At 50.6% G+C, this 25,953-nt stretch carries 20 protein-coding genes; 6 read left to right on the forward strand and 14 right to left on the reverse strand.

The features are described from left to right. Nucleotides 1-413: 413 nt before the first annotated feature. The 3 genes from GJV52_RS06620 (at nt 414) to rnhB (ending at nt 8,239) form a co-directional block, all read left to right on the forward strand. Complete coding sequence (locus GJV52_RS06620; RefSeq protein ID WP_100563642.1) at nt 414-5,465, forward strand: ESPR-type extended signal peptide-containing protein; 5,052 nt, start codon at nt 414-416, stop codon at nt 5,463-5,465. Between the two features lie 424 nt (nt 5,466-5,889). Then, nucleotides 5,890-7,338: an MFS transporter gene (locus GJV52_RS06625; RefSeq protein ID WP_157798115.1), complete on the forward strand. Its 1,449-nt coding sequence runs from the start codon at nt 5,890-5,892 to the stop codon at nt 7,336-7,338. A 310-nt stretch (nt 7,339-7,648) separates the two neighbouring features. Beyond that, nucleotides 7,649-8,239, forward strand: a complete 591-nt coding sequence (gene rnhB, locus GJV52_RS06630; protein WP_095502988.1) for a ribonuclease HII — start codon at nt 7,649-7,651, stop codon at nt 8,237-8,239. A 97-nt stretch (nt 8,240-8,336) separates the two neighbouring features. Here the strand turns inward: rnhB and GJV52_RS06635 are convergent, their stop codons facing one another. The 4 genes from GJV52_RS06635 to GJV52_RS06650 all read right to left on the reverse strand — a co-directional run bounded on the left by GJV52_RS06635 (nt 8,337) and on the right by GJV52_RS06650 (nt 11,409). Then, on the reverse strand, nt 8,337-8,939 hold the full coding sequence (locus GJV52_RS06635) for a class I SAM-dependent methyltransferase (protein ID WP_095502989.1): 603 nt from the start codon (nt 8,937-8,939) through the stop codon (nt 8,337-8,339). Nucleotides 8,940-9,063: 124 nt separating this feature from the next. Continuing rightward, nucleotides 9,064-9,834 carry a ParA family protein gene (locus GJV52_RS06640; RefSeq protein ID WP_095502990.1) on the reverse strand — a complete coding sequence of 257 codons (771 nt, stop codon included), beginning with the start codon at nt 9,832-9,834 and terminating at the stop codon, nt 9,064-9,066. Between the two features lie 139 nt (nt 9,835-9,973). Next, nucleotides 9,974-10,597 carry a 16S rRNA (guanine(527)-N(7))-methyltransferase RsmG gene (gene rsmG, locus GJV52_RS06645; protein WP_095502994.1) on the reverse strand — a complete coding sequence of 208 codons (624 nt, stop codon included), beginning with the start codon at nt 10,595-10,597 and terminating at the stop codon, nt 9,974-9,976. 164 nt (nt 10,598-10,761) lie between these two features. Further along, entirely contained in the window at nt 10,762-11,409 is a 648-nt protein-coding gene (locus tag GJV52_RS06650; protein ID WP_095502991.1) for a hypothetical protein, read from the reverse strand. 138 nt (nt 11,410-11,547) lie between these two features. Between GJV52_RS06650 and GJV52_RS06655 the strand changes: the two genes are divergently transcribed. Then, entirely contained in the window at nt 11,548-12,087 is a 540-nt protein-coding gene (locus tag GJV52_RS06655) for a DUF924 family protein (RefSeq protein WP_095502992.1), read from the forward strand. Nucleotides 12,088-12,185: 98 nt separating this feature from the next. On the opposite strand, the gene GJV52_RS06660 is transcribed toward GJV52_RS06655, so the two are convergent. Beyond that, a complete protein-coding gene (locus GJV52_RS06660) occupies nt 12,186-13,145 on the reverse strand; it encodes an IS30 family transposase (protein ID WP_154143176.1) in 960 nt (319 codons plus the stop codon). A gap of 163 nt (nt 13,146-13,308) precedes the next feature. Between GJV52_RS06660 and GJV52_RS06665 the strand changes: the two genes are divergently transcribed. Further along, nucleotides 13,309-15,105: a Na/Pi cotransporter family protein gene (locus GJV52_RS06665; protein WP_100563878.1), complete on the forward strand. Its 1,797-nt coding sequence runs from the start codon at nt 13,309-13,311 to the stop codon at nt 15,103-15,105. Nucleotides 15,106-15,174: 69 nt separating this feature from the next. Here the strand turns inward: GJV52_RS06665 and GJV52_RS13385 are convergent, their stop codons facing one another. From GJV52_RS13385 to rpmE, 5 genes are all read right to left on the reverse strand, one after another. Next, the gene (locus GJV52_RS13385; protein ID WP_255408361.1) at nt 15,175-15,306 is read right to left on the reverse strand and encodes a hypothetical protein; all 132 of its coding nucleotides are present in this window, start codon (nt 15,304-15,306) and stop codon (nt 15,175-15,177) included. 92 nt (nt 15,307-15,398) lie between these two features. Further along, nucleotides 15,399-16,898 carry a SulP family inorganic anion transporter gene (locus tag GJV52_RS06670; RefSeq protein WP_100563876.1) on the reverse strand — a complete coding sequence of 500 codons (1,500 nt, stop codon included), beginning with the start codon at nt 16,896-16,898 and terminating at the stop codon, nt 15,399-15,401. Between the two features lie 250 nt (nt 16,899-17,148). Next, nucleotides 17,149-19,044: a tRNA uridine-5-carboxymethylaminomethyl(34) synthesis enzyme MnmG gene (gene mnmG / locus GJV52_RS06675; protein WP_100563873.1), complete on the reverse strand. Its 1,896-nt coding sequence runs from the start codon at nt 19,042-19,044 to the stop codon at nt 17,149-17,151. A gap of 324 nt (nt 19,045-19,368) precedes the next feature. Beyond that, a complete protein-coding gene (locus GJV52_RS06680; RefSeq protein WP_100563868.1) occupies nt 19,369-21,030 on the reverse strand; it encodes a hypothetical protein in 1,662 nt (553 codons plus the stop codon). Nucleotides 21,031-21,205: 175 nt separating this feature from the next. Then, nucleotides 21,206-21,421, reverse strand: a complete 216-nt coding sequence (gene rpmE / locus GJV52_RS06685; protein ID WP_095503000.1) for a 50S ribosomal protein L31 — start codon at nt 21,419-21,421, stop codon at nt 21,206-21,208. A gap of 222 nt (nt 21,422-21,643) precedes the next feature. On the opposite strand from rpmE, the gene GJV52_RS06690 reads away from it, so the two are divergent. After that, a complete protein-coding gene (locus tag GJV52_RS06690) occupies nt 21,644-22,156 on the forward strand; it encodes an acyltransferase (RefSeq protein WP_095503001.1) in 513 nt (170 codons plus the stop codon). Between the two features lie 69 nt (nt 22,157-22,225). Here GJV52_RS06690 and GJV52_RS06695 read toward each other — a convergent pair whose 3' ends face one another. From GJV52_RS06695 to GJV52_RS06710, 4 genes are all read right to left on the reverse strand, one after another. Next, nucleotides 22,226-22,753, reverse strand: a complete 528-nt coding sequence (locus tag GJV52_RS06695) for a superoxide dismutase family protein (protein ID WP_095503002.1) — start codon at nt 22,751-22,753, stop codon at nt 22,226-22,228. 128 nt (nt 22,754-22,881) lie between these two features. After that, complete coding sequence (locus tag GJV52_RS06700) at nt 22,882-23,925, reverse strand: AbrB family transcriptional regulator (RefSeq protein WP_100563866.1); 1,044 nt, start codon at nt 23,923-23,925, stop codon at nt 22,882-22,884. 117 nt (nt 23,926-24,042) lie between these two features. Beyond that, nucleotides 24,043-25,659 carry a tripartite tricarboxylate transporter permease gene (locus GJV52_RS06705; protein WP_154212879.1) on the reverse strand — a complete coding sequence of 539 codons (1,617 nt, stop codon included), beginning with the start codon at nt 25,657-25,659 and terminating at the stop codon, nt 24,043-24,045. After that, entirely contained in the window at nt 25,656-25,805 is a 150-nt protein-coding gene (locus tag GJV52_RS06710; protein ID WP_154143248.1) for a hypothetical protein, read from the reverse strand. Before GJV52_RS06710 ends, GJV52_RS06705 begins: the two co-directional genes overlap by 4 nt. Between the last annotated feature and the right edge of the window lie 148 nt (nt 25,806-25,953).

A 25,953-nucleotide genomic window follows, 5' to 3' on the forward strand; every position in this document is an offset into this window, starting at 1 on the left:
TAGGAGCGGCTTTTTTGTTGTTGAAGGAAAGTGCTAGGAATGAAAACAATAATTTCAACAAAATATTCACCAGAGAATGTTTCAGACGGCCTTAAATCTAGAGCATAGAGTTTTTGCAAAGCTTCAAATCTAAATGTTCAAAATCAATCATGATGAAATAAAAAACAAGCCAAACTCATGTATTTCAAATTTTGGCATAGTAATTGCATGCGTAATGGGTAGAGGTAGCTGTTAAGCTTTATGCTTGGGAGTTAAAAGTCAAGATATGCGGCTGCTTACCTTGATAATAGGTCAATTAATCTAATTGGCAATATTATCTTAGAGAAATATCAAGGTGATAAAATTTGGCGATATCTGACAAATTCTGTCATATTTTTTACTGTAATGTAAACGCTCAAAGCGGAGATTAAGTAATGAACAAAATTTATAAAGTGGTCTTTAATGAAGTGACCGGAACATGGAGTGCGGTAGCCGAAACTGCCAAATCAAAAGGGAAGAAGTCTAAATCTTCTGTTGTGGTCGTAGCAGCTGCTTTAGCATTAACAGCAGCTACGCCTGCAATGGCTGAGGGTTTGTCGGGAGGCGAGACCTCTCATGATGACTCGATTGCAATTATGACAGGCGCAAAGGCTGAGGGTAATCTAAGCGTTGCCATTGGTAAGAATGCTAAAACGCATGGCGTGATAAACGAGAAAGATACGATTAATGGACAAAACGTTGCTATTGGTGCAGGATCACAGGCAGTAAATGGCGGTGTGAGTATCGGCTATGAAGCCACCAGCCTGAAAGCTGATGGTACACCAGGTGTTAATGGTCAGTCTGTAGCTATCGGTTATTCTACTAAAGCACACGGCGACCAATCGGTAGCTGTAGGTGCAAATACAGTATCTCAAGGTAATTCGTCAGTTGCCATCGGTGGTGATGACTTAGATGCTGTTGCTTCTACAACTAAACCTAAATGGGATGAAAAGAACATTACTGCAGAACAAGCGAAGACACACAATAATACCGAAGCAGCAAGAAAATATAACGAAATTACCGGTGATATTTTAGTCCACTATGAAAACGCTAATGAAAATAGCAGAAAAACTCCAGATGCGCCTTTGCGCTATGTCGGTACGAATGCTAAAGAAGGTGGCGTAGCCGTGGGCGTGCAGGCAGTAGCAGGTGATTTGGCTACTTCATTTGGTACCCGTACTGTTGCTTCAGGTACTGCTTCTGTTTCATTAGGCGTGGGCTCTACTGCAACCAATGATGGTTCATTTGCGGCAGCGGCCGGTGCGAAATCGACCGGTGTATCTTCTGTTGCATTGGGTGCTGCTTCACAAGCTACGAATACTAATGCCATCGCTATCGGTAAAAGCGCACAAGCCACTGCTGTAGATTCTATCTCTATCGGTACTGGTAACTTGGTTAAGGGTGATAACTCTGGTGCAGTAGGTAGCTCAAATACTGTTGCCAATGCAAATACTTATGTTTTGGGTAACAGCGTGACTACTACTCAAAACAATAGCGTAGTATTGGGTAATGCCTCTGCCGACCGTGCTGCTACTGCGGAAACTCAAGCAACTGTAGGTAAAATTACTTACAGTGGTTTTGCTGGTGTTGGTTCTCCAGCAAATGGTGTGGTATCTGTTGGTAAGGCAGGTGCAGAGCGTCAAATCATCAATGTTGCAGCAGGTAATGTTTCTGCTGTCTCGACAGACGCAATCAATGGTTCACAGTTATACGCTACCCAAGGTGTTATCAATAATGTTGCCAACTCAGTAGCTAATGTACTGAATCCAAAAAGTTCTAATGTAGATAAAGATGGTAACGTAACCGCTAACTTTACTGTTAATGGCAATACGTATAACAATGTCCAAGAAGCATTGGCAAATGTTGATACCGTAACTGTTGTGCAGTCTGAAGATAAATCTGTCACTGTTACGAATGATAAAGACGGTAATGCTGTTTACGATGTTGCAGTAGCAAAAGCGACATTGACGCCAAAAGGCGATGGTACAGTGAACAATACCAATCCTGAAGGCAATAAGAATAGCTTTGTTACCGGTGATGATGTTGCCAATGCCATTAATAAGTCTGGCTTTAAACTGACTACCAGCAAGTCTGCCGGTGAAGTTGAAGGTACAACAGAAGAGCTGGTGAATCCAGGCGATACTGTAACCATCGATGCCGGTAAGAACATTAAGCTGACTCAAGCTAATGGTAAAGTTACTGTTGCTACGACTGATGATGTTGTCTTTGAAAATGTTACCGCAAACACGGTTAACGTGGGTGGCAATACCGTAAATGGTGATCAGATCACTGTTAACGGCAGCCCTGTAACTAATATCAATGAAGCCATTAACAAAACAGCTGAACAGGCATTTAAGCCATTGACCTTTGCTGGCGATACTGGTGACAACTTTGATCGCAAACTGGGTACGACAGTTAACGTTAAAGGCGGTGCTACTGGTGAGCTTTCAGACGGCAATATCGCTGTTGAATCTAATGGTTCTGATACCTTGACAGTTAAATTGGCTAAAGATCTAAAAGATATTAATAGTATCGTTGTGAATGAAGGTCCTACTATTAATAATAATGGTATCGACATGAAAAATGATTCGATTACCAATCTGAAAGATAATCTGCCTACTGACGGTTCACCGACTAACCAGACTAAGCCTGCTGATGCAAATGGTAATAATGCAGCAACAGTAAATGATGTGTTGAACGCTGGTTGGAATGTTCAAGGTAATGGCGAAGCGAAAGACTTTGTTAAGCCTTATGACACAGTAAACTTCGTTAACGGTGAAGGTACAACAGCAGTTGTAACAACTGATGCTGAAGGTAAGAAAACAGATGTTACGTTCAATGTGAATGTAGACAACAAGACCACAGAGTACACATATGTGACAGAGAATGGTGATACCGTTTACAAACACACTGATGGCAACTATTACACCCAGCCAAATGGTAAAGGTAATAAAGTTGACACTCCTGTAACAACTCAAGTTTCAGCGAAGACTGGTACTATCCAGTACAACGACGGTGATGACAGCAATACCAATAACACCTCGGCAGTTGATAAAGGTAAAGTTGCACCTAAAGCAGGTGATGAAGACAAGGTTACAACAGTACAAAACGTTGCTGATGCGATCAATGCTTCAGGCTTTACGTTAAAAACATCAGCAGTAGAAGGCGGCACCAAAGATGCATCTTCAACTGATGAAGAAGTGATTAACCCAGGTAAAGTGGTTGAAATGGTTGCAGGTAAGAACTTAACTGTGAAGCAAGAAGCTAATGGTAAAGTGACTTATTCAACCAAAGACCAAATGGTATTAGGTGAGAAAGGTGAGCCAGGTGAAAACGGCGAAGACGGAAAACCAGGTGTTGACGGCTCATTAGCTGTAAACGGTAAAGACGGTTCTGGTGTTGTAATCAACGGCAAAGACGGCTCTATCGGTCTAAAAGGCACTGATGGTAAAGATGGTCTGACCCTGACTCCTGATGCTATCGTGTTCAACGGTGTTGACGGCAAAGACGGTCAAGCTGGCAAAGTCAGCATGAACTTTGAAAAAGCTGCACCTGCATTGGACGGTAAAGACGGCCAAAACGGTGCTGACGGTCAAACGCGCATTGTTTACACCAAGCCAAATGGTAGCAAAGAAGAAGTTGCGACCATGAATGATGGTCTGAAGTTTGGTGCAAATGCTGGTGATAACCACAAAGCTAAACTAAACTCTTTGGTTGATATCAAAGGTGCTGATGCTAATACGAATTGGGATAAGTTCGACAAAGGTCAAAACATCATGACTCAAGTGGAGTCTGATGAGAAAGGTAATGGTCGTATTACTATCGGCTTAGCAAAAGACCTGAAAGACATTGACAGCATTGCTGTTAACAATGGTCCTACCATCAACGGTGACGGCATCAACATGAATGGTGACAAGATTACTAACCTTGGTGATGGTAAAGCAGACGGTGATGCAGTTAATGTTAAACAGCTAAAAGCGTCACGTACGACCGTGAAATCTAGCGACAACAGCATCAGCGTAGTTGACACCAATGACGGTAAAGGCGACAACTTCGCTTACGACATCAAAGTCAACAACCAAGCTGTTGTAGAGAATGCTCAATTGCCGGTGGTTTACACCAAAGCAGATGGTACTAAGGTTTACAAACAAGCTGATGGTACATTTAACACTGAACAAGGCGGTAGTGGCGAGACTGTTCAGCCGGCCGATGTGATTGCCTCAATGAACAACGGCGGCAACAGCACAACCGCACCGACCAACTTGGCGAATGTTAAAGGCAACTTAGCACCGACTTACAACACAGGTGACATGACCATTGGTACAGACGGCAAGCCAACTACGACTGCTGCTACAGAGCCGACTAAGTCACAAGAAGCACCTAAACCAGCTGATGTTGCGAAGATGTATAACAATGCAGCAACTGTAGGTGATGTGTTGAACGCTGGTTGGAACATCCAAGGTAACGGCGAAGCGAAAGACTTCGTTAAACCTTACGACACTGTAAACTTCGTTGATGGCAAAGGCACAACAGCTGTTGTAACAACCGATGCTAAAGGCGAGAAAACGGATGTAACCTTCAATGTTGACGCTGGTAACATCACCAACAACGAAGACGGTTCTGTAACAGGTCCTGTGACTGCAGATGCGAAGAAAGCACTTGAAGATGCGAAGAAAGCATTAGCAGATTTACCTGCAGATGCTTCAGACGCAGATAAGCAAGCAGCTCAAAAAGCAGTTGATGATGCACAAAATGTAGTTAATAAGGCAGGTAACCAAGTTGCTACTGCGCAAAACGTTGCTGATGCAATCAACAACTCTGGCTTTACGTTAAAAACATCAGCAGTAGAAGGTGGTGAGAAAGATAAATCTTCAGCTGGTGAGGAAGTGATTAACCCAGGTAAAACGGTTGAAATGGTTGCCGGTAAGAACTTAACTGTGAAGCAAGAAGCTGACGGTAAAGTGACTTATTCGACCAAAGACAAAGTTGAGTTCACTAAAGTTACAGCCGGTGATACCGTGATGGATAATAAAGGCATTACCATCAACAATGGTGCAGCAGGCAACCGGGTGACCTTGACTAAAGACGGTCTGAATAACGGTGGCAACCGCATCACTAACGTTGCCCCTGGTGTGGATGATACCGACGCAGTCAATGTCAGCCAGTTGAAAGCTTCAAATGCCAATGTTCACAACCGCATTGACGGCGTGGAAAGCAACGCCAATGCCGGTGTGGCGCAAGCCATGGCAACTGCCGGCCTGCCGCAAGCTTACTTGCCAGGTAAGAGCATGATGGCCATCGGCGGTGGTGTGTACCGTGGCGAAACTGGTTACGCAATCGGCTTCTCGAGCATTTCCGATGGCGGTAACTGGATCGTGAAAGGTACGGCGTCCGGCAACTCTCGCGGTAATTACGGTGCCACTGCTGCTGTAGGTTATCAGTGGTAATCCGATAATCAAACATTTCAGACGGCCTGAAGGCTAGGCCGTCTGAAAACGGTTTGATATAAAAAGACGGCTTTTATGCCGTCTTTTTTTTGCGTGTATAAATAGGATGAGACCTTTGCAAAACCCCAGATTTGAGTGCAGTTCGAAGTTATAGCAGCGCAGAAAGCGCAGACATATCACAAAGATAGGCAAGCTTTCGAGCAGCGCATAACGAAGAAATGTGCCAAAGATGGGGAGTTTGAAAAGGTCTCAGGATGAGCTTGCCGTAAAACAAACATCTTGTGGCTTTTCCATATTTCAAATGCCGTCTGAAATTTTTTCAGACGGCATTTTTGTATTTTCCTGCATTTCTATGTTTAAATGCGCATATTCGTCTTATAAAATAATCACGCCCAATCTCAATCACACATCAAAGGAAGTTTCTATGTCTGCCGCTTTGTCCAATCGCTTTTATTCGCTGTTTGCGTCGGTGTTTTTTCTATTTGCCGGTTTCGGTTTGTTTCTGAACTCGGCGGGTGTGAAGCTGGCGGAAATGGGGGTGAATAATATCGTCATCGGTGCGCTGAATGCGGCATTTTTTGCCGGCGCATCATTGAGCGCGGTGGCGGGGCATCGGATTGTGTCGGGGGTGGGGCATATCCGCAGCTTTAGTGTGTTTGGGGCGGTGTTCGCAATGGCCTCACTCACGCACTTGATGACGGAAAATCTGACTGCGTGGGGCGTGTTGCGTGTGGTGTTGGGTTTTTGCTATTTCAGTATGCTGATGATTGCGGAAAGTTGGTTTGCCGAGCAGAGCGCGCAGGAAAAGCGGGCGCGGGTGTTAGCAGTTTATAATTTGGTGTATTACTTTGCGTTTACGCTGGGTATTTTGCTGTTGAGCTTTAATTTGTCGAGCGACAACGTGTTTGTGCTGGGCACGCTGCTGGTGATGACGGCGATGTTGCCGGTGTCGCTGACCAAGATGAAAGCACCGCAGGTGCCGCCGCGTCAGAAGATTAATGTGCCACGCGTGTTGGCGATTGCACCATTAGCTTTTGTGACTGCATTTTTGGCGGGTGTGTTGGTGAACGGGTTGTTTACCATGGCTTCGGTGTTTTTGTTGCAGCAGGCATTTAGTTTGCAACAGATTTCTGCATTTTTAACATCGGCGATGGTGGGCGGTTTTGTGGTGCAGTTGCCGCTGGCTCGCTTGTCGGACAAATTCGGCCGCCGCAATGCGATTTTGGGCTGTTCGGCTTTGGCTTGCGTGGCGGCCTTAACTGGTTTGGTAGCGATGGCGATGCAGTTGGCCACGCCTATGCTGCATAACGCGGTGGCGTTTGTGTTCGGTTGTGGTTTATTTGGTTTGTATGCCTTAAGCATTGCGCGGGCGAATGACCAATTGCCGAATAATATGAACACAGTAGAAGTGAGCCGCAGCCTGCTGTTTTGCTATGGATTGGGTTCACTGACTGCACCGTTGTTAATCGGTGTGGTGATGGATTATGCACCGCACTTGGGCTTTTACGCGCTGTATGTCTTGGCAGCGGGCGGTTTGGCAATATTTGCATGGAAACAGAATGTGGTGCCGGAAGAAGAGCGCAGCGTGTTTGTGAACGTATCGGGCAATACCGGCGCGATGGCGGCGGATTTGGATCCGCGCAACAATGAAGAAGACGATGATTTCGATGAAGTGGTGGCGCAGGCGCATGTGGATAATTTGGACAATATCGATATGCCGTCTGAAAGCGAGCCTGCCGATAAAGCGGATATGATGGAAGCGGAATCAGCGAATCAGGTGCAGGCAGAACAACCGACTGCCGAGCCGCCGCTTGAGTCAACCAATTCGGAAACACTTGAAACGGATAAACAGAACCAAGACAAACCGCTTTAACCCAAAGGCCGTCTGAAAATATTTCAGACGGCATGAGACCTTTGCAAAACTCTTTCAAAAGCCGGTGAACATCAAATCGACGTCATTCCCGCGCAGGCGAGAATCCATTTTCGAGTATGGCAAGCTATTGAATAAAATAGGTTCCTTAGATTTTTAAATGGATTCCCGCCTGCGCGGGAATGACGGCCTTTTGGGTTTTACTGGTGATTTATGAGGTTTTGCAAAGATCTCAGCCTATGTATTGGTTACAATATCGCTTTTCCAGATTGCACAAGTTTTCGGTGATGAGCACTGAAACAGAAAGTATGCCATGACCTTATTGTTATCAGCCGGTGTCGATGAAGCCGGGCGCGGCCCGTTGGTCGGCAGCGTATTTGCCGCGGCGGTGATTTTACCTGAGCATTATGATTTGCCCAAATTGACCGACTCGAAAAAACTCAGTGAAAAGCGGCGCGATGAGTTGGCGGCAATGATTAAAGCGCAGGCCGTGGCGTGGTGTGTGGCGAGCGCTAATCCACGCGAGATTCATGAGCTTAATATTCTGCATGCGACCATGTTGGCGATGACACGGGCGGTGCAGGGCTTGGCGGTGCAGCCGGAAAAAGTGTGGATAGACGGCAACCGCGTGCCGAAAGACTTGGGTATTGAGGCCGAGGCGGTGGTAAAAGGCGACAGCAAAATCATGGCGATTTCGGCCGCTTCGGTGCTGGCGAAAACCGCGCGTGATGCCGAAATGTATGCGCTGGCCGAACGCTATCCGCAATATGGTTTTGATAAACACAAAGGCTACGGCACAGCGCAACATTTGGCTGCTCTGCAACAATTCGGCGTGTTGCCCGAACACCGCGAAGATTTTGCGCCGGTGAGGGCATTGTTGGCGCAGGGAAGGTTGTTTGAATAGGAAATTGGTAAAAACAAGGCCGTCTGAAAACAGAAGTTTCAGACGGTTTGGTTTTTATCGGCCGCATGGAAATACTGCAAAAATTATCCCATAGCGTTCAGACGGCCTTTCTGCCCAATAAATACACCACCGAGCTCATGCCGACATGGCGGTTGCCTTCGTTTAATTCGTGGTCGCGGTGTTCGGCAATCAGCCATTCTAAGCCATCGAGCGCGGCCTGCATTTCTTCCAATGTGCCGAGCATGGCGGGGTCGGACGGGCCGCCGGTGCCGTTGGCAATTTGGTTGGGGTGGTAAAACACGCCGGCAAACAAGCCGTTGGGTTTCAGCGCGGCGATGATGCGCTGCGAAAAGCGGCTGCGGTCGGGTTCGGTAAAGTGACAGAACACGCTGGTAATCACATCATGGCTTTGCGGCGGCAAATCCAAGCCCAGTAAATCGGCTTGGCGTAAACTGATATTTACACCGCGTTCGGCAGCGAGTTTGGCGGCTTTTTCAAGGCCGACGGCGGATAAATCCACGCCTTCGGTGTCTAAACCGCATTCAGCCAAAAACACGGCATTGCGGCCTTCGCCGGTGGCTAAATCCAAAGCATTACCTGATGATGGCAAATATGGACGGATGCGGCGGATAAATTCGTTCGGCTCGGTGCCGAATACATACTCTTCGCCAAGATAGCGCTGATCCCAAGGGCTGCTCATGCGGATTCCTTTTCTCGTTTGGCTTTCAGACAGCTATCAAAACAACAGGCCGTCTGAAAAATATAGCTTCAGACGGCCTTATCATATAATAAAATTCAAATGTGTTCAATTTGTAGGCAAATGCTTATGCCTTCACACGCGCCAGCAATTCATCGGCTAACGCCAAATAAGCTTGTGCGCCTTTGGCCGCAGCATCATAAGCCAGCGCCGGCATACCGTGGCTCGGGGCTTCGGCCAAACGAATATTGCGTGGAATGGTGGTTTCAAACATCAAATCGCCAAAATGCTGCTGCAATTGTTTGCTTACTTCTACTACTAAGCGGCTGCGGCCGTCGTACATGGTACGCACGATGCCGGTTACGTTCAGATTAGGATTGATGGCTTGGCGGATTTTGCGCACGGTGGCAATCAAATCAGAAATGCCTTCCAGCGCGTAGTATTCGCATAACATCGGCACAATCACACCATTGGCCGCCACCAAGCCGTTGAGCGTGAGCAGGGTGAGTGATGGCGGACAATCAATCAGCACAAAATCATAGTCGTTTTCCACCACTTGCAAGGCGTTTTTCAGGCGCAGCTCGCGGGCGATTTCTTGCACCAATTCGATTTCGGCACCGGCCAAAGCGCGGTTGGCACCCAATACATCATAGCCGCCGCTCTCGCTTTTTACCACGGCCGTCTGAATGTCGGCATCGCCCAACACCACTTGATACACGCCTTGCTCCAAGCTGGCCTTGTCAATGCCGCTGCCGGTGGTGGCGTTGCCTTGCGGGTCAAGGTCGATCACCAAGACGCGCTGGTCGCGCTTGGCCAAGGAAGCCGCCAGATTGACGGTGGTGGTGGTTTTGCCGACGCCGCCTTTTTGGTTGGCGATGGCGATGATTTTTGCGCTCATGTGCTTTGCCGATAGTTAAGAGTATGATGGCTGGAATTGTACCGTTATTTGCGGCAAATGGGTATCACAAGGCCGTCTGAAAGTGATAGATTTTCAGACGGCCTGAGACCTTCGCAAGGGTCTCGGCCTTATGCGGCATTTATTTCTTGCGCATAATCACCATATGTCGCTCGGCATTTAGTTGCGGCACATGCATTTCTTCCACTTTTTCCACGGTCACAAAATTCGGCAAGCGGTCGATTTCTTCTTGCGGGAACACGCCTTTCATGGCCGCCCAGTAGCCGCCGTCTTTCAGCAGCTGCTCCGTCCAGTTAACAAAATCGGCCAGTTCGGCAAAGGCGCGGCTGGTGATCACATCGGCTTGAAAATCTTGTACCGCTTCAACGCGGCCACTGACCACGCGCACATTACTCAAGCCGAGTTCAATCACGGCTTGCTGCAAAAACGAGGTTTTTTTGGTGTTGGCATCGAGTAGGGTAATCTGCAAATCGGGGCGGCAGATGGCAGTTGGGATGCCGGGCTGGCCGCCGCCGGAGCCGACATCGAGCATGGTTTGCGCACCTTCGATATAAGGCAGCAGGGTTAAGCTGTCGAGCAGGTGGTGGCTGATCATCAGCGATTCATCGCGCAGGGCGGTGAGGTTGTAGGTTTTGTTCCATTTTTTGAGCAGCTCGACGTATTCGATGAGCTTGTGTTGTTGGGCTTCAGTCAGGTTCAAGCCCATTTCGGCGAGGCCGTTTTGCAGTTGCTGGGTGTGGTTCATGGCGGTTTCCGAGTTAATCATGGCGGGTCATCCGCCCAGACGATATGGTAACGGAAAATGAGGCCGTCTGAACATTTTCGGCACAAAAAAACAGGCGAAAAGCAGGCGTGGATACATGAAAGTATCGGCGCTGCATTTCGCCTGTGAGGGAATAAGCGGTTGAATTACGAGCCGTATTGTTCCCACGGTGCGCGCAAGCTGTTGGAACGTGGCGAACGCACCGGCATTTGGCGGTTTTGCGTATTCGATTGTCGATTCAGCAAGCGCGATTCGTTGCTGCGGTAAATGCGCTGTTGCTGATTGGCTGTGCGTTGCTGATGGACATGTTCACGCACTTGCTGGCTGCGACGCTGTTGTTCCATGCGGTCGCGCGTCAAAATGCTGCGGTTGCGCGAATCTTCGACACGCTGTTGCAATTGGCGGTTGTGGACGCGTTGTTGTTCCAAGCGGTTTTCCAGCATACGGTTTTGCTCGCGTTGGCGGTAAACACGGTCGGACAACACACGGTTTTGCTGATGCATGCGTGCTTCCAGCGGATAGCGGCGGCGGTAGTCGCTCATGCTGTCGATGCGGCGAACGTGGGTATTGTAGGCCGGACGATACGAGCGCGGCATGCGGTTATAACGCTTGTCATAATAATAGCCGTCGTCGAGGCTGTAATACAGCAAAGAAGCGACCGTGCCGACGGTGGCGGTGGTGGCAATGGCATTCACGGCGGGGTCGTCTGAAACCACGCAGCCACTTAAGCCGACAGCGGCAGTGATGCCGATTACGCCTATGCCGACGAAGCGTTTGACAGTTTTAGTCATCATGTTGAGTGTCCTAAAGATTAATCGGATGATGTCAGGCTGTACTTTAAGCCCGCTGCTTGTTAGATTACACACAGGATATGCAAAACTTGCGTTTTACTCGATTAAGATATTCAAAGGCCGTCTGAAAAAGGAAAGATGATGAATGCGAAAACTGTTTTGGATTTTTGGTTTGATGAGGCAAACGAAGCGTGTTGGTTTGCCAAAAGCGATGATTTTGATGCCGAAATCCGCCGTCGATTTATGAGTGTATGGCAACAGGCAGCGCGTGGCGAACTGTCCGCTTGGCGCGCCACTTTGCGCGGGCGCTTGGCCGAAATCATCGTATTGGATCAGTTTTCGCGCAATTTGTGGCGCGACCATGCGAATGCGTTTGCCCAAGACAATATGGCGTTGGTGTTGGCGCAAGAAGCGGTGCAACACGCCGATTTTGCCGATTTGAATCAGGCCGAGCGCAATTTTATGCTGATGCCTTTTATGCACAGCGAAAGCCAAGCAGTACATGAGCAGGCCTTGCCGCTGTTTGAACGCCATGCCGATGCCGTGACCTTGGATTTTGAGCAGCGACACAAAGCCATCATCGCCCGCTTCGGCCGCTATCCGCACCGAAATGAAGTGTTGGGGCGGGACAGCACGGCGGAAGAAAAAGAATTTTTAACCCAGCCGGGCTCGTCGTTTTAGCAAGGTTTTATGCCGTCTGAAAGCGGATGAATTAAGAGATGCCAAAGGCCGTTTGAAATGTTTCAGACGGCCTTACATTCGCATTTCAAGTGCAACGCTCAAATGCCATTGGCAAGGGCTGCTGAAAACAGATCACCCGGTGTCTCATAGTCCAATGTCTTTCTCGGTCGGCGGTTAAGGGCCTCCTCAACCGCTTTAATCTTTTTAGCACCCAGTTTCCTAAAATCCGTCCCCTTTGGGAAGTATTGTCTGATCAGCCCGTTGGTATTCTCCACCAAGCCTTTTTCCCAAGAATGGTATGGACGGCAGAAGTAAGTTTCCGCACCCAGGGCTTTGGCAAAGGTTTTATGTCGGTAAAACTCTTTACCGTTATCCAAAGTAATCGTTTGAATGATATCTTTAAACGGCTTCAATGCCCGAATCACTACCCGGGCTACATCTTCTGCTTTGAAATTGCTGATTTTGCGGATAACGACAAATTTGGTTTTTCTTTCAACAGCAACCACCAGTCCGCTTTTTTGATCTTTACCGACAATGGTGTCCATCTCGAAATCGCCGACCCGCTCTTTTTGATCGACAATGGCAGGTCTGTGTTCAATGTCGGTTCTGTCCGGTACGCTGCCTTTTGTCCATGCACCGCTGCCGTATTTTCTGCGGTAGGGTTTGGAAACGATACGCAGATGGGTGTACAGGTCGCCGCCGTTTTGACGGTCTTTGGCGAGATAGCGGTAAAGGGTGCTGTGGTGCAGTTTGATGTGTTGATGTTTCAGCAGGTAGCCGCAGACTTGTTCGGGGCTGTATTTTTGGGTAATCAGTTTGTTAACAGTCTGTTTGACGGCAGTAGTCAGTTTGGTTGGCTTTTTGTTTTTCTTTTTAACTTCGCTTTGCTGTTGTGCTTTTCGGTAACAGTAGGTTCCGTTGACGGAATGCCGTCTGATTTCCCGACTGACGGTGGCGGGATGACAACCGATGTTCTGTGCGATTTGGTTTAGGGGTAGGTTGCGGTAATGTCTGGAAATGTAGTATCTTTGGTGTGAGGTCAGTTGTGTGTAGGTCATATTGCAATCTTTCTTGTCAGGAAAGGCAGTATACTACCGCATACTGGCCTTTTCTGTTATTGGAAATTGCACTTGTTAGGCGAATGTAAGGGCCTTTGTCGATTGTCATCTTTTTGTAAAAATGGTATGTTGCAGAAAAATAACAATAATTCGGAGTTAATGGATGAAGAAAAAAGCATCGCAATATGTTTTGATCGCCCTGCTGGTATTGGGCTTGGCGGCGAGTTTTCTGTACAGCCCGTCGTGGATGCAGCTTTGCTACGGCTTGGCGTTGTTTCTGCTCGGTATGCAGTGCATTGAAGAAGGCTTGCATAATGTTGCCGGCGGCAAACTGGCCAAATGGATGGAAAAATCCACCGCCACGCCGCTGAAAGGCGCATTGTTCGGCATGGGTGCGACCTTTGTGCTGCAATCTAGCACCTTGGTGTCGCTGCTGACGATTGCGTTTTTAAGTACCGGCATGATTCAGTTGGCGGGCGGTATCGCGATTATTTTGGGCACCAATTTGGGCTCGACCAGTGGTATTTGGCTGCTGGCTTTGGCCGGTCAAAGCGTGAGCTTGAGTCCGGCGGCGATTCCGATGCTGGTGTTCGGCATTGTGATTGGTTTTTTCAACAGCAAAACCAAAGCCATCGGCCGCGTGTTAATCGGCATTGCGCTGATTTTTCTGGGCGTGGACGCGATTAAAGAAGGCTTCCAAGCCTTTGGTGCAGGCATGGATTTCGGCAAAAGCCAAGTCGGTGGCATGGCTGAGCCGCTGATTTTCTTTGTGGTCGGCTTGTTGCTGACGGTGGTGTTGCAATCATCGCACGCCACGCTGATTTTGACGCTGGCGGCTTTGGCGGGCGGACAGGTCAGTCTGATGCAGGCGTTTGCCATTGCGGTAGGTTCCAACGTCGGCAGCAGCGCCACCACTGCTTTGGTCGGCATGCTCGGCAGCGACCGCAACGGCCAGCGCTTGGCCTTGGCGCATGTGGTGTTTAATTTGGTGACGGCGGCGTTGTGTTTGCTGCTGTGGTGGCCGCTCACGCGCTTGGTATTGTTGCCCGGCGAATGGTGGGGCATGAGTCCGTTGCTGCAATTGGCGATGTTCCACACCTTATTTAACCTGCTCGGCATTGCCGTATTTTGGAAACTACAAGGCCGTTTTGCGGCGCTGTTGCAACGCTGGTTACCGGATAAAGCGGCGGAAGACGTGTTGCTGCCGGAAAACCAAGCCGTGTTGGCACCGCGCTACCTGCATGAAAACCTGCTGCGCGCCGACGATACCGCTTTGGTGGCGATTGAAAAAGAAGTTTACCATTTGGGTCGCGCCAGTATCGAAGCGATGTGTCATGCGATTTATGTGCCCAACGAGGCGTTTTACAGCGATGAGTCCGATGAGGGTAAAACTTTGTCTGCACCGCCTGCACCACTCGAACTGGATGCCACACAAGTTTACGAGCGACAAATCAAACCGCTTTACAGCGCGATTTTGGACTTTGCCGGCAAGATGGATTTGGAAGAGGAAGAACAGCAGAAACAACTTAACCATGCATTCGCCGCTGCTTGGCAGATGGTTGAGATGGTTAAAGAAAGCAAGCACTTACAGAAAAACATGCAGCAGTACTTGACTGCCGGAGGCTCGGCCGCCGAACGCGATTATCTGCGCCTGCGCCGCCATGTATTCAAAACCTTGCGCTTATTCCGCCGCATTGGCGGCATGGAAGCGGGAGCAGAGCGCAATGACTTGATGCAGCAATTAAACGTGCATACCGAAACGCTGGAAACCTTCCGCGGCCGCGTGATGGTGAAGCTGAAAAATGAAGAGTTGAACGGCTGGCAAACGTCTTCGCTGCTGAATGACATCAACTATGCCCGCCGAATTGGTCGCGGCGCTTTGGAAATTTTGAGCCTGCAAAATACGCAGGTCACGGCAGAAAACGTGGCAGATAGGCCGTCTGAAGAATTGGCTGGGTAAATCTGTTTACAATACAACAAGCCGTCTGAAAAACCTTTTTCAGACGGCCTGTTGTTATCTGTTTACCGCTTAAATCTTACACGCACCGCCGACGCAGTTGTCGTCTTCGCTTTCCGCGTCCACACCGCCTTCAACTGCCACGCCGTCGAAGTCGCCGAGTAAATCGTCTAAGTTGTCCAAATCAAAATCTTGTTCGCTCATGGTTGGTCTCTTTATGGGGTGTTAAAAATCAAGTTAGCCATATTATTAGGCCGATGAGTGCAGTTATCAAGCGCACTTATCGGCCTTTACACTTAATGGCCGATAATGTCGGTCGCTTCTGATTTGTCGTGTGTGCCGAAACGGTCGACCAGCGTGCGGCTGGCTTCATTCAAGCCGATGACTTCGACTTCCGCACCGGCTTTGCGGTAACGCAACACCACTTTATCCAAGGCAGACACGGCGGTCACATCCCAGAAGTGGGCGTGGGTCAGGTCGATGGTGACGTTTTTTATGTCGTTGCGGCTGAAATCGAAAGCGGCGTTAAAATCATCGGATGAGGCGAAAAACACCTGTCCAACCACGTCATAACGTAAGGCTTGGCCTTCGCGCGATTCGCGTATGCTCATGTAGCGGCCGATTTTGTTGGCGAAAAACAGCACCGAGAGCAGCACGCCGGCAAACACGCCCAAAGCCAGATTGTGGCTGTACACCACAATGCCGACAGTCGCCAACATCACCACATTGAAGCCAATCGGGTGGGTTTTCAATTCTTTGACCGACTGCCAGTTGAACGTGCCGATCGACACCATAATCATCACCGCCACCAGCGCCGGCATCGGAATCACTTTCAGAATATCGCTCAAAAACACCACCATAATCAGCAGGTAAATACCCGCCAGCAGCGTGGATAAGCGCGTGCGGCCGCCGGATTTGACGTTAATCACCGATTGGCCAATCATCGCGCAACCGGCCATGCCGCCGAACAAACCGCTCACAATGTTCGCCACGCCTTGGCCTTTGCACTCGCGGTTTTTGTCGCTTTCGGTTTCGGTCATTTCATCGACAATCGTCGCCGTCATCAGCGATTCGAGTAAGCCCACTGCCGCCAAACTCAAGGAATAAGGCAGGATAATCAATAAGGTATCTAAATTGAGCGGCACATCAGGCAACAGGAACACCGGCAGCGTGTCGGGCAGCTGCCCCATGTCGCCGACGGTGCGCACATCAATGCCGAGCCACACGGTTAAAATGGTCAGGCCGACAATGGTTACCAGCGGCGATGGAATGATTTTGCCCAGCGTCGGAATACGCGGAAACAGATAAATCACCGCCAAACCGGCCGCCACCAGCGCGTAGGTGTGCCAAGTAGTGTTTTGCAGCTCGGGCAGTTGCGCCATGAAAATCAAAATCGCCAGCGCGTTGACAAAGCCGACCACCACCGCCCGTGCCACAAAGCGCATCAGCGAGCCGAGCTTGAGCCAGCCGGCAATGATTTGAATCACACCGGTGAGCAAAGTCGCGGCCAGCATATACTGCAAACCGTGTTCTTTCACCAAACCGGCTAATACCAAGGCCATCGCGCCAGTGGCCGCCGAAATCATCGCCGGACGGCCGCCGGCAAAGCTGATGACTACCGCAATACAAAACGAAGCATACAGGCCGACTTGTGGATCGACACCGGCAATAATCGAAAAAGCAATGGCTTCGGGAATCAAAGCCAGCGCCACCACCAAGCCTGACAGCACGTCTCCGCGGACGTTGCCGAACCATTGTTGCTGCCAAGTGGGGACGGATGAAGAAAGTGTGGTCATGCGTGTTTCCTGTTGATAATTTGAATGAATATGTGAGATCGTCTGAAAGGCCGGTAGGGGGGTGAACCCACCATGATGGTTTGTTGGTTTATCATGCTGCTGTGTAAAGCGAAAAGGTGGGTTGACCCCCCCATACGTTGATGGGTATGGTTTGTTCATCAGGGATGAGTTCACCCGATTTCCGGCAAAACCTAAGGCCGTCTGAAAAGCAAATACTTGTTTTCAGACGGCCTTTATCCGAGGTAAAGCCTTATTTCGCGTCTTTAAAACCGCGTTTCAAATGCACCATCAACAAAGCCACAGCAGCGGGAGTCACACCAGAAATGCGGCCTGCCTGCCCCAGTGTTTCAGGGCGGTGGGCGTTGAGTTTTTGCTGCACTTCCGCCGATAAGCCTTTGACTTTGCTGTAATCGATGTCGTTCGGCAGCTTCAGCGTTTCAATATCGCGGCGGCTGTCGAGTTCTTCGTTTTGGCGGTCGATATAGCCTTGGTATTTCACTTGAATTTCGACTTGTTCCACCACATCGTTGTTTAACGTTTCAGACGGCGTGGCACCTTCCAGCGTCATCAGCGCGGTGTAATCGACATTCGGGCGGCGCAACAAGTCGTGCAGGTTGGCTTCGCGCGAAAGCTTTTGGCCGAACACGCGGATTTGTTCGCTTTCGGCCAGCTTTTGCGGCGTGTACCAAGTGGTTTTCAGGCGTTGGATTTCCTGCTCGATGGCATCGCGTTTCTCGTTGAAGGCACGCCATTGTGCTTCGGTGACCAAGCCGATTTTGTGGCCGTCTTCGGTGAGGCGCATATCGGCGTTGTCTTCGCGAAGCTGCAGGCGGTATTCGGCGCGGCTGGTGAACATGCGGTAAGGCTCGTTCACGCCTTTGGTAATCAAATCGTCGACCAATACGCCCAAGTAGGCTTGCTCGCGGCGCAGCAACAGCGGATCTTTTTCGCGCACATACTGCACGGCGTTGGCACCGGCCAGCAAGCCTTGTGCCGCCGCTTCTTCATAGCCGGTGGTGCCGTTGATTTGGCCGGCAAAGAAGAGGCCGGCAATGGTTTTGGTTTCCAAGCTGGCTTTGAGGTTGCGCGGGTCGAAGTAGTCGTATTCGATGGCGTAACCGGGGCGCAGAATGTGGGCATTTTCCAAGCCTTTCATCGAGCGCACGAGAGAGAGCTGGATATCGAAAGGCAGGCTGGTGGAAATGCCGTTGGGGTAGTATTCGTGCGTGGTCAGGCCTTCGGGTTCCAAGAAAATCTGGTGGCTGTCTTTATCGGCAAAACGGTTGATTTTGTCTTCGATAGAAGGGCAGTAACGCGGGCCCACGCCTTCGATTTTGCCGGTAAACATCGGGCTGCGGTCGAAGCCGGAGCGGATGATGTCGTGGGTTTCAAGGTTGGTGTGGGTAATCCAGCACGACACTTGGCGCGGATGCAAATCGGCCGAACCGCGCACCGACATCACCGGCACAGGCGTATCGCCCGGCTGCTCGGTGAGTTGGGAAAAATCAATCGTGCGCCCGTCGATACGCGGCGGCGTGCCGGTTTTCAGACGGCCTTGCGGCAGATTCAATTCTTTCAGACGGCCTGACAAACCTTGTGCAGCAGGATCGCCTGCACGGCCGCCAGCATAGTTTTCCAAACCGATGTGGATTTTACCGGCCAGAAATGTACCCGCCGTCAACACCACCGCGCGTGCTTTGAATTCCACGCCCATGGCGGTCACCACGCCGCTGGCACGTTCGCCGTCGAGCGTGATGTCTTCCACCGCTTGTTGGAACAAATCCAAGTTTTCTTGGTTTTCCAGCATTTCGCGGATGGCGGCTTTATACAGAATGCGGTCGGCCTGTGCGCGGGTGGCACGCACGGCAGCGCCTTTGGAGGCGTTCAAACGGCGGAACTGAATGCCGGACATATCGGTCGCCAAGGCCATCGCGCCGCCGAGCGCATCGACTTCGCGCACCAAATGGCCTTTGCCGATGCCGCCGATAGACGGGTTGCACGACATTTGGCCGAGTGTTTCAATATTGTGGGTGAGCAGGAGCGTTTGCGCGCCCATGCGTGCGGCAGCAAGCGCGGCTTCCGTACCGGCGTGGCCGCCGCCGACGACGATGACGTCGTAAGTTTTGGGGTAAATCATGTTGGACATAGTAGATTGAGGTTTCAGACGGCCTGATGGAATGAAGGTGTGTGTTTGGGGTTTGCTTATGCGTGAGGCCGTCTGAAAAAGTAATAGAATTTAAAATAAACGTGTGATTGTACGCTGTTTTTCAGTCGGATTAAAGGCCATCTGAAACAGAATTTCAGACGGCCCGAAACCTTTGCAAAATCTTCATCTTTGGCGCATTTCTTCGTTATGCGCTGCTCGAAAGCTTGCCTATCTAAGTGATATGTCTGCGCTTTCTGCGCTGCTCTCACTTCGAACTATACTCAAATCTGAAGTTTTGCAAAGGTCTCGGTCTTGAAATGGGTTTTAGCTTTCTCGGCGCAACAAGGCAAAACCTTCTACTTTATTGCGTGGGCGCGCGCCCTGCCAAAGTTTCGTCCAGCCTTGCGGTGCGGCGGTGTTTTGCGGCTGCTGCACCAAGCGGTAGCGGCAGCTTGGGTTGTCGGGTTGCAAATCCCAATTGCTGTATTGCGCCCAAGCGATGCGGCTGCGGTGGTCTTGTTTGTCCACGCTGATGCACTCATGACCTTCGCTGAATTGGTGGCGTAATTCAGGATAAAGCGATAATTCCATTTGTTTGACTACTGGCGCGTAACTCTTGGCGGCATCCAGCCACGGCAGCCATAAGGTCATCAGCAAAGCCCAAGTCAGCGTGACACCGGCTGCCCAGTTGGTCACGGCTTGGCGGCCGCGGATGTGTTTGCGGGTGATCGCCCACAGCCACAAGGGTGTAAACAAGGCTGCTACCGCCATGGGGAACGGGCTGATTTCAGGCAGGTAATACGGGCTGAAATACGCTGCGCGTTCGGCCAGTTTTGCCGGCCAGCCGTAATTCATGGCCGCAAAACCGACCCACATAAAAGCGGCCAGTAAGCCGAAGGCCATGATGCCGAACCAGTTGATAAATGCCGCCGCGCCACGACGTAAGCCGTCTAGTTGTGCCGCACCGAGCAGCGCCAATGGCGGCATCAGCCAAATCAAATGGTCTTGGAAACGTTGCGGATTAAAGGCTAACAGCGCGGTCGCCAAAATCAACCATGCCAAACACAAACCACTCCAGCTTTGCGCGTTCATTTTGGTTCGGCTGAACGTCCACACCGCCAACGGCCAAGCGGGTAGGGCAAACCAGAGCAGGTTTTTCAGATAATAAGGCAGGTTAAAGGCCGTCTGAAAATCAACCAGTCCGCCGTAGGTGCCGAACAGATAAGCATCACGCCATGTTTCAAACCATTGCGGCTGCAAATACAACAGCAACAGCGGATACACCACCATCAGTGGCAGGGCGAATGCAAAGGCACCGATGAGGGTCAGGTAATAGCGCTTGAACTGCCATTGCGGATGCAGCACCAAGGCAAATGCCATCACGATTAAGGCCAAAGGCAATAAGAAACCGGCTGTCAGCGACAACAGCGCCCAACCGCCGCCCAACAGCAGCGCACCGACGATCACGCGCTTGTGTGCTAGTGAAAAACCACACAACACCATGCCCAGCGCGGCAAACACGGCCGATATGTCGCTGATAAAGTGCGCCATCTGCAATAAACCGATGCTGCCGATTAAAATCAGCACCACGCTGCGGCCGTGATGGCGGCCTAAAAAATTAAAACCGGCAAAACCGCACAACAGTAAACCGATGGCGGTAAAAAACACGCTGGCAAAGCGCGTGGCGGCATACGCATCGGCTGCCCAAGGCGAGAGCAGCGCTTGAAAGGCGCCGGCTACCCATAAATACACCGGCGAAATATGGAAATTCTGCTGCTCGAATACATGCGCCACCAACGGCGAAGCGGTGCCATTGAGCAGGGCTTCGGTGGCGGTGAACAAACCTGATTCGTCTGGATTCCACAAATCAAAATCATGCGAAAACACACCCGGCCACAACCAAGCGAATACCATCAGTAGCAAGAGCCAAGGTTTTTCGTGGGTTTTAGCAGGTTTACGGGAATCCGGTGGCGTGTAGGTCAGCATGGTGCGGCGGTTTCAAAAATCTAAAAGATGCGCTAGTGTAACAAATTACGGCCAAATCGGGGAATGCTTGAATGGAACGGTTTGGGCTATGCTTTCTTTCAGACGGCCTTTTTGAGCATGAGGCCGTCTGAATACAAAAAAGACTGCCAAAGCAGTCTTTTTTTTCATCGGGCAATTAGCGTTTGAACAAGTTGCCGAATTTGTTGTTGAATTTGTCCACGCGACCGGTGGTGTCAACGATTTTTTGTTGGCCGGTGTAGAATGGGTGGCACAAAGAGCAAACTTCGATGTTGAAGTTTTCTTTTTCCATCGCAGATTTGGTCACAAATTTGCTGCCGCAAGAGCAGGTCACGGTGATTTCGTGGTAGTTAGGGTGAATACCTTGTTGCATGTTGTTTCCTTTCGATTAAGCGGGCATAGGGGTTTTACCTATGCTTCAAGACAAGGGTGCGATTATTGCTATTTTTTGCTGCTTCGTCAAGCAGATATTGCGGCATTGGGTGGGTTTTGCAACAGGGCGGTGCGAATATTATCGAATGGCGGGCGAAACTTGTGTGGTATTGTGTGTCTAACTGAAATTGAATTTGGATTGATGATTTTGTAAGGAAATGCAATGAAAGCAAAGCTGTTTTTGGTATTGTTGAGAACACTCGGCAAATGGCTGCCGGCATCGTACAGCAAGCCGTTTGGTAAATTAGCTAAGAAAATCCGCGCGGCGCTTGCCCGCCAAATTTCGCCGCATTTGGGCAGCAATATCAATATCGAAAAAGGGGCGTATGTGTTGCGAGACACGGTAGTCGGCGATCATTCGGGCATCGGGGTGGCCTGCGAAATCTGCTACGGCTTGACCATCGGCAACAATGTAATGATGGGGCCTGAATGCCTGTTTTATTCCAACAGCCACAAATTCGATAAAGAAACCAAACAGTTTTCCGGCTATACCGACACCAATCCGATTGTGATTGAAGACGATGTGTGGATTGGCCGCCGCGCCATCATTATGGGCGGCGTGACCATCGGCAAAGGTTCGATTATCGGTGCCGGTGCCGTGGTGACCAAGAGCGTGCCGCCGTATTCTTTGGCTGCGGGTAATCCGGCGGTGGTGAAGAAGAATTTATTGGATTAAATTCAACGACAATACAAAAGGCCGTCTGAACCCTAATATTTTCAGACGGCCTTTGTTTATTTATCAAACTTACTTGGCAACCACGCCGCAGTATTTGCGTGCGCCACCGCCACCCAATGCAGCAGGGTGGTCGCTGTAGTTATCTCCACCGGCGTGAATCATCAGCGAGCGACCTTTGAGCGAGTTGATTTTCTTAATGCGCGGCGCCACAACCGGCTGGATATGGCCGTTGGCATCCACCGCTAAGGCAGGCAAATCGCCCAAGTGGCCGCTGTCATCCCAAGGGCCTTTGTGTGCGCCGGTTTTCTTAGGATCCCAGTGGCCGCCGGCTGCCAAACCTTCTACCAGCTTACCGTCTTTTTCTTTGGCCGCACAGCTTGGGTTTTCATGCACGTGGAAGCCGTAAATGCCTTGTGCCAAACCTTCGATTTTCGGGGTAAACACCGCACCGTATTTGCTCTGGCTGATGCGCACTTCACCCGCCACTTTATCGCCGTTTTGCGCGTCCAGCAGCGACATCGGCACCACAATATCCGCCGGCGCGGCATAGGCGGCAGCGGTCATACTCAATAAAACGGCAGTCAGTAATGTCTTCATCAGTTTCTCCTTAATCTTTGTGAATGCGTATATTGGTTCAATATACTGATTTGATTATAACGGATTCTGTCAACAAGCCAACAGGCCGTCTGAAATTTTTCAGACGGCCTGTTCACGAGATAACGTTTTTAGCGTGTTCCCACACCAAAACGCCGATCCAGCACGCCATACAGCCAACCGGCCAAACCGACCACCACCAGCATACGCAACACATGAAACGCCGTTACCAGCGGCACACCCAGTTGCAACACTTTGGCAGTAATGGTCATTTCCGCCACGCCGCCGGGCGCGAGTCCCAGCCCTAAAGTGGGCAGCGGAATATCCGACCACGCGGCCAACAGTTGGGAGACGCCGGCGGTCAGCAACAAACTAATGCACACCAACACAGCGGTAACCGACAACAATCGCGGTGCGGCACGGAAAAAATCAGGGCGGAATTTGGTGCCGAGTGACCAGCCGATTAAGAGCTGGCCTGCCCATGACAATTCTTTCGGCATGGCCGACAAATGCACGCCGCAAACGGTCAGCAACACCGCTGCCGCCAAAGGGCCGAATGTCCACGGGTTTGCCCAGCCGCGCTTTTGAAACAGCCAGCCCATGCCGACGCAGCAGGCAATCAGCAGCACCAAGCCGCCGTAATGCACGCCGCCTTTGTCGATAATGGACGTATCCAAGCCATGATAATCCATAAAGCGATAGAAAAACGGCACAATGGTCACCACCATCAACACCCGCAGCGAGTGTGCAGCCACCACTTTATCCACGCGTGTGCCGTGTTGTTCGGCCAAAGTCGCCATTTCACTCGCGCCGCCGACCGCTGCCGCAAACCATGCGGTTTTGAAATCGACACCGGCAAAACGGTGCAGAAACAGCGTGCCGCATAGGCTTAAGATTAAAGTGAATAACATACCGGCGCCCAGCCACAGCGCATTGGCGCCAATCATACCAACCATCTGCGGCGTGAAATACAGCCCCAACGACATACCGATGATGCACAAGCCGATTTTGCGGCCGGAGGGTAGGGCGCGGATATTGACACCGCCGATGGATAAAGTCGCACAAGCGAGCAGAGAGCCGAGCAGCCACGGAATCGGCAGGTTGAGCAGATTGGCCAACAGCGCGCCCGTGAGCGCGGCGGCAAAACCGGGTAGATAGGGAAGAAAACGGTTCATGGTTTGCGGGGGAAATTGTTATGGTTTATAGGCCGTCTGAAAGTTCTCAGGCGGCCTGAATGTTTTCATGATACCAAGAAAACAGCCGCGCTGGATTCAGGCGGCTGTTGTCATGCGTTAGGCAGTTTGTTTGCGGCGACGCAACCAGCGGAAAACCGGCAGCAACACCATCAACAAGGCCAATGCCCACAATACTTTGGTAATCGGACCGTGGAACAACACACCCAAATCGCCTTGCGAAATCGACAATGCGCGGCGCAGGCTGGATTCCATTAGTTCGCCCAATACATAGCCCAAAATCAGCGCAGACAATGGGAAATTGAGTTTGCGCAGGAGGTAGCCCAATACGCCCAAGCCCACCATCAATACCAAGTCAAACGTGGTGCTGTGAATTGCGTACACGCCGACAAAGCTCACGGTGGCGATGGCCGGAATCAGGATGTAGTTAGGGATGTTCAACAGCTTGGCGAAGAAACCGACCAACGGAATGTTGAGCAACAGCAAAATCACGTTACCGATAAACAGCGACGCAATCAAGCCCCATACAATATCAGGCTGTTCGCTGAAGAGCTGCGGGCCCGGAGTGATGTTGTACAAAGTCAACGCCCCCATCATTACGGCGGTGGTGCCGGAGCCGGGTACACCCAAGGTCAGCATCGGAATGAACGAACCGCAAGCCGAAGCATTGTTGGCCGCTTCAGGCGCAGCGATACCGCGCAAGTCGCCTTCGCCAAATTTGCCCGAAGCACCGGCAAGTTTTTTCTCGTTGGTGTAGGTCATTGCGCTGGCAATGGTGGCACCCGCGCCCAGTAAAATGCCGACCACAAAACCAACCACGCCGCTGCGTACCATGGTGCCGAAGGCAAACAGAAATTCTTTCACGTTAAACAGGGCGCGTTTGCCTTGTTCCAACGCTTTTTGGCCGCGTTCGGTGTGTTCCAGCATAATCAGGATTTCGCTGACGCTGAAGAAACCGATCACGATGGTGGTGAACTGAATGCCGTCTGAAAGGTTGACCGAGTCAAACGTGAAGCGGTACACGCCGGTTACGGCATCCACACCCACGGTGGCCAAAGCCAAACCGATTAAGGCGGCCACAGCAGTTTTAATCGGCTGATCGCCCACTAAGCCGCTCAAGCAGGTAATGGCAAACACCATCAGCACAAAATATTCGGCAGGACCAAACGCAATCGCCCAGTTGGCCAACAGCGGTGCGAACAACACCACGCCCAAAGTGGCGATGATGCTGCCGGTAAACGAGCTGACAGCAGAGAGCGACAAGGCAATGCCGGCTTTACCCTGTTTGGCTAGGGTCATGTCTTTCGGGTTCACGCCGGCAGCTTTGGCCACCATCGCGGTTTGCAGCCAATCTTGACCGCCCACGCTACCACCCGCACCGAAGCTGATGGATTTAGGATCTTTTTTCAGCGCTTCGGCCAAATCGTTCAAGTTTTGCAAAGGCGAGTCGGCATTTACCGCCACCATGCCGTAGTCGGTGCCGACAGCCGCCAACCAGCGCACGTCGTTTTCGGTGTATTGACCGAATTTGCCTTGTGCCAAGTTCAACAGCGAACCGGTCGAGAAGGCCACAATCGCATCGCCGTTGGCCGGCTCGTTGGCCACGATTTTATTGTAGGCCACTGCACCCACGCCGCCCGGCATATAGGTTACACGCATTGGTTTTTTCAGTTGGTCGGTGTCTTTCAAGCCGGTTTGTGCCAGCTTACAAGTCAAGTCAAAACCGCCGCCCGGTTTGGCTGGTGCGATACATTCAGGTTTTTTGGTTCGCCCGCTTCAGCAGTGTCTTTGTTACAGCCGCTCAAGGCCAAAGTAGCCAAAGCGGCCAAGCTGATTGCAGCGGTAGTGGATTTGCGGAACATGTAGTCTCTCCTTACATTGAGGTAAAAGCTCGGCAGCGTTATCTTGTTGCGGCTTCTTTGTTGACAATCTTTGCGAAATTAAAAGAATCATCAAGTTTTATCAAGAAGAGATTAAAAATTTTAAGACCATTAAATCCATATAATTCAA

This window comes from Neisseria brasiliensis, assembly GCF_009671065.1.
Lineage (GTDB): Bacteria > Pseudomonadota > Gammaproteobacteria > Burkholderiales > Neisseriaceae > Neisseria > Neisseria brasiliensis.

Coding starts and splice junctions, on each gene's coding strand:
- rpmE (WP_095503000.1), bottom strand. CDS start 21,421: ATGCAACAAGGTATTCACCCTAACTACCACGAAATCACCGTGACCTGC.
- rnhB (WP_095502988.1), top strand. CDS start 7,649: ATGACCTTATTGTTATCAGCCGGTGTCGATGAAGCCGGGCGCGGCCCG.
- GJV52_RS13385 (WP_255408361.1), bottom strand. CDS start 15,306: ATGAGCGAACAAGATTTTGATTTGGACAACTTAGACGATTTACTCGGC.
- GJV52_RS06680 (WP_100563868.1), bottom strand. CDS start 21,030: ATGCTGACCTACACGCCACCGGATTCCCGTAAACCTGCTAAAACCCAC.
- mnmG (WP_100563873.1), bottom strand. CDS start 19,044: ATGTCCAACATGATTTACCCCAAAACTTACGACGTCATCGTCGTCGGC.
- GJV52_RS06625 (WP_157798115.1), top strand. CDS start 5,890: ATGTCTGCCGCTTTGTCCAATCGCTTTTATTCGCTGTTTGCGTCGGTG.
- GJV52_RS06650 (WP_095502991.1), bottom strand. CDS start 11,409: ATGATGACTAAAACTGTCAAACGCTTCGTCGGCATAGGCGTAATCGGC.
- GJV52_RS06665 (WP_100563878.1), top strand. CDS start 13,309: ATGAAGAAAAAAGCATCGCAATATGTTTTGATCGCCCTGCTGGTATTG.
- GJV52_RS06670 (WP_100563876.1), bottom strand. CDS start 16,898: ATGACCACACTTTCTTCATCCGTCCCCACTTGGCAGCAACAATGGTTC.
- GJV52_RS06620 (WP_100563642.1), top strand. CDS start 414: ATGAACAAAATTTATAAAGTGGTCTTTAATGAAGTGACCGGAACATGG.
- GJV52_RS06710 (WP_154143248.1), bottom strand. CDS start 25,805: ATGTTCCGCAAATCCACTACCGCTGCAATCAGCTTGGCCGCTTTGGCT.
- GJV52_RS06660 (WP_154143176.1), bottom strand. CDS start 13,145: ATGACCTACACACAACTGACCTCACACCAAAGATACTACATTTCCAGA.
- GJV52_RS06695 (WP_095503002.1), bottom strand. CDS start 22,753: ATGAAGACATTACTGACTGCCGTTTTATTGAGTATGACCGCTGCCGCC.
- GJV52_RS06700 (WP_100563866.1), bottom strand. CDS start 23,925: ATGAACCGTTTTCTTCCCTATCTACCCGGTTTTGCCGCCGCGCTCACG.
- GJV52_RS06690 (WP_095503001.1), top strand. CDS start 21,644: ATGAAAGCAAAGCTGTTTTTGGTATTGTTGAGAACACTCGGCAAATGG.
- rsmG (WP_095502994.1), bottom strand. CDS start 10,597: ATGAACCACACCCAGCAACTGCAAAACGGCCTCGCCGAAATGGGCTTG.
- GJV52_RS06640 (WP_095502990.1), bottom strand. CDS start 9,834: ATGAGCGCAAAAATCATCGCCATCGCCAACCAAAAAGGCGGCGTCGGC.
- GJV52_RS06655 (WP_095502992.1), top strand. CDS start 11,548: ATGAATGCGAAAACTGTTTTGGATTTTTGGTTTGATGAGGCAAACGAA.
- GJV52_RS06635 (WP_095502989.1), bottom strand. CDS start 8,939: ATGAGCAGCCCTTGGGATCAGCGCTATCTTGGCGAAGAGTATGTATTC.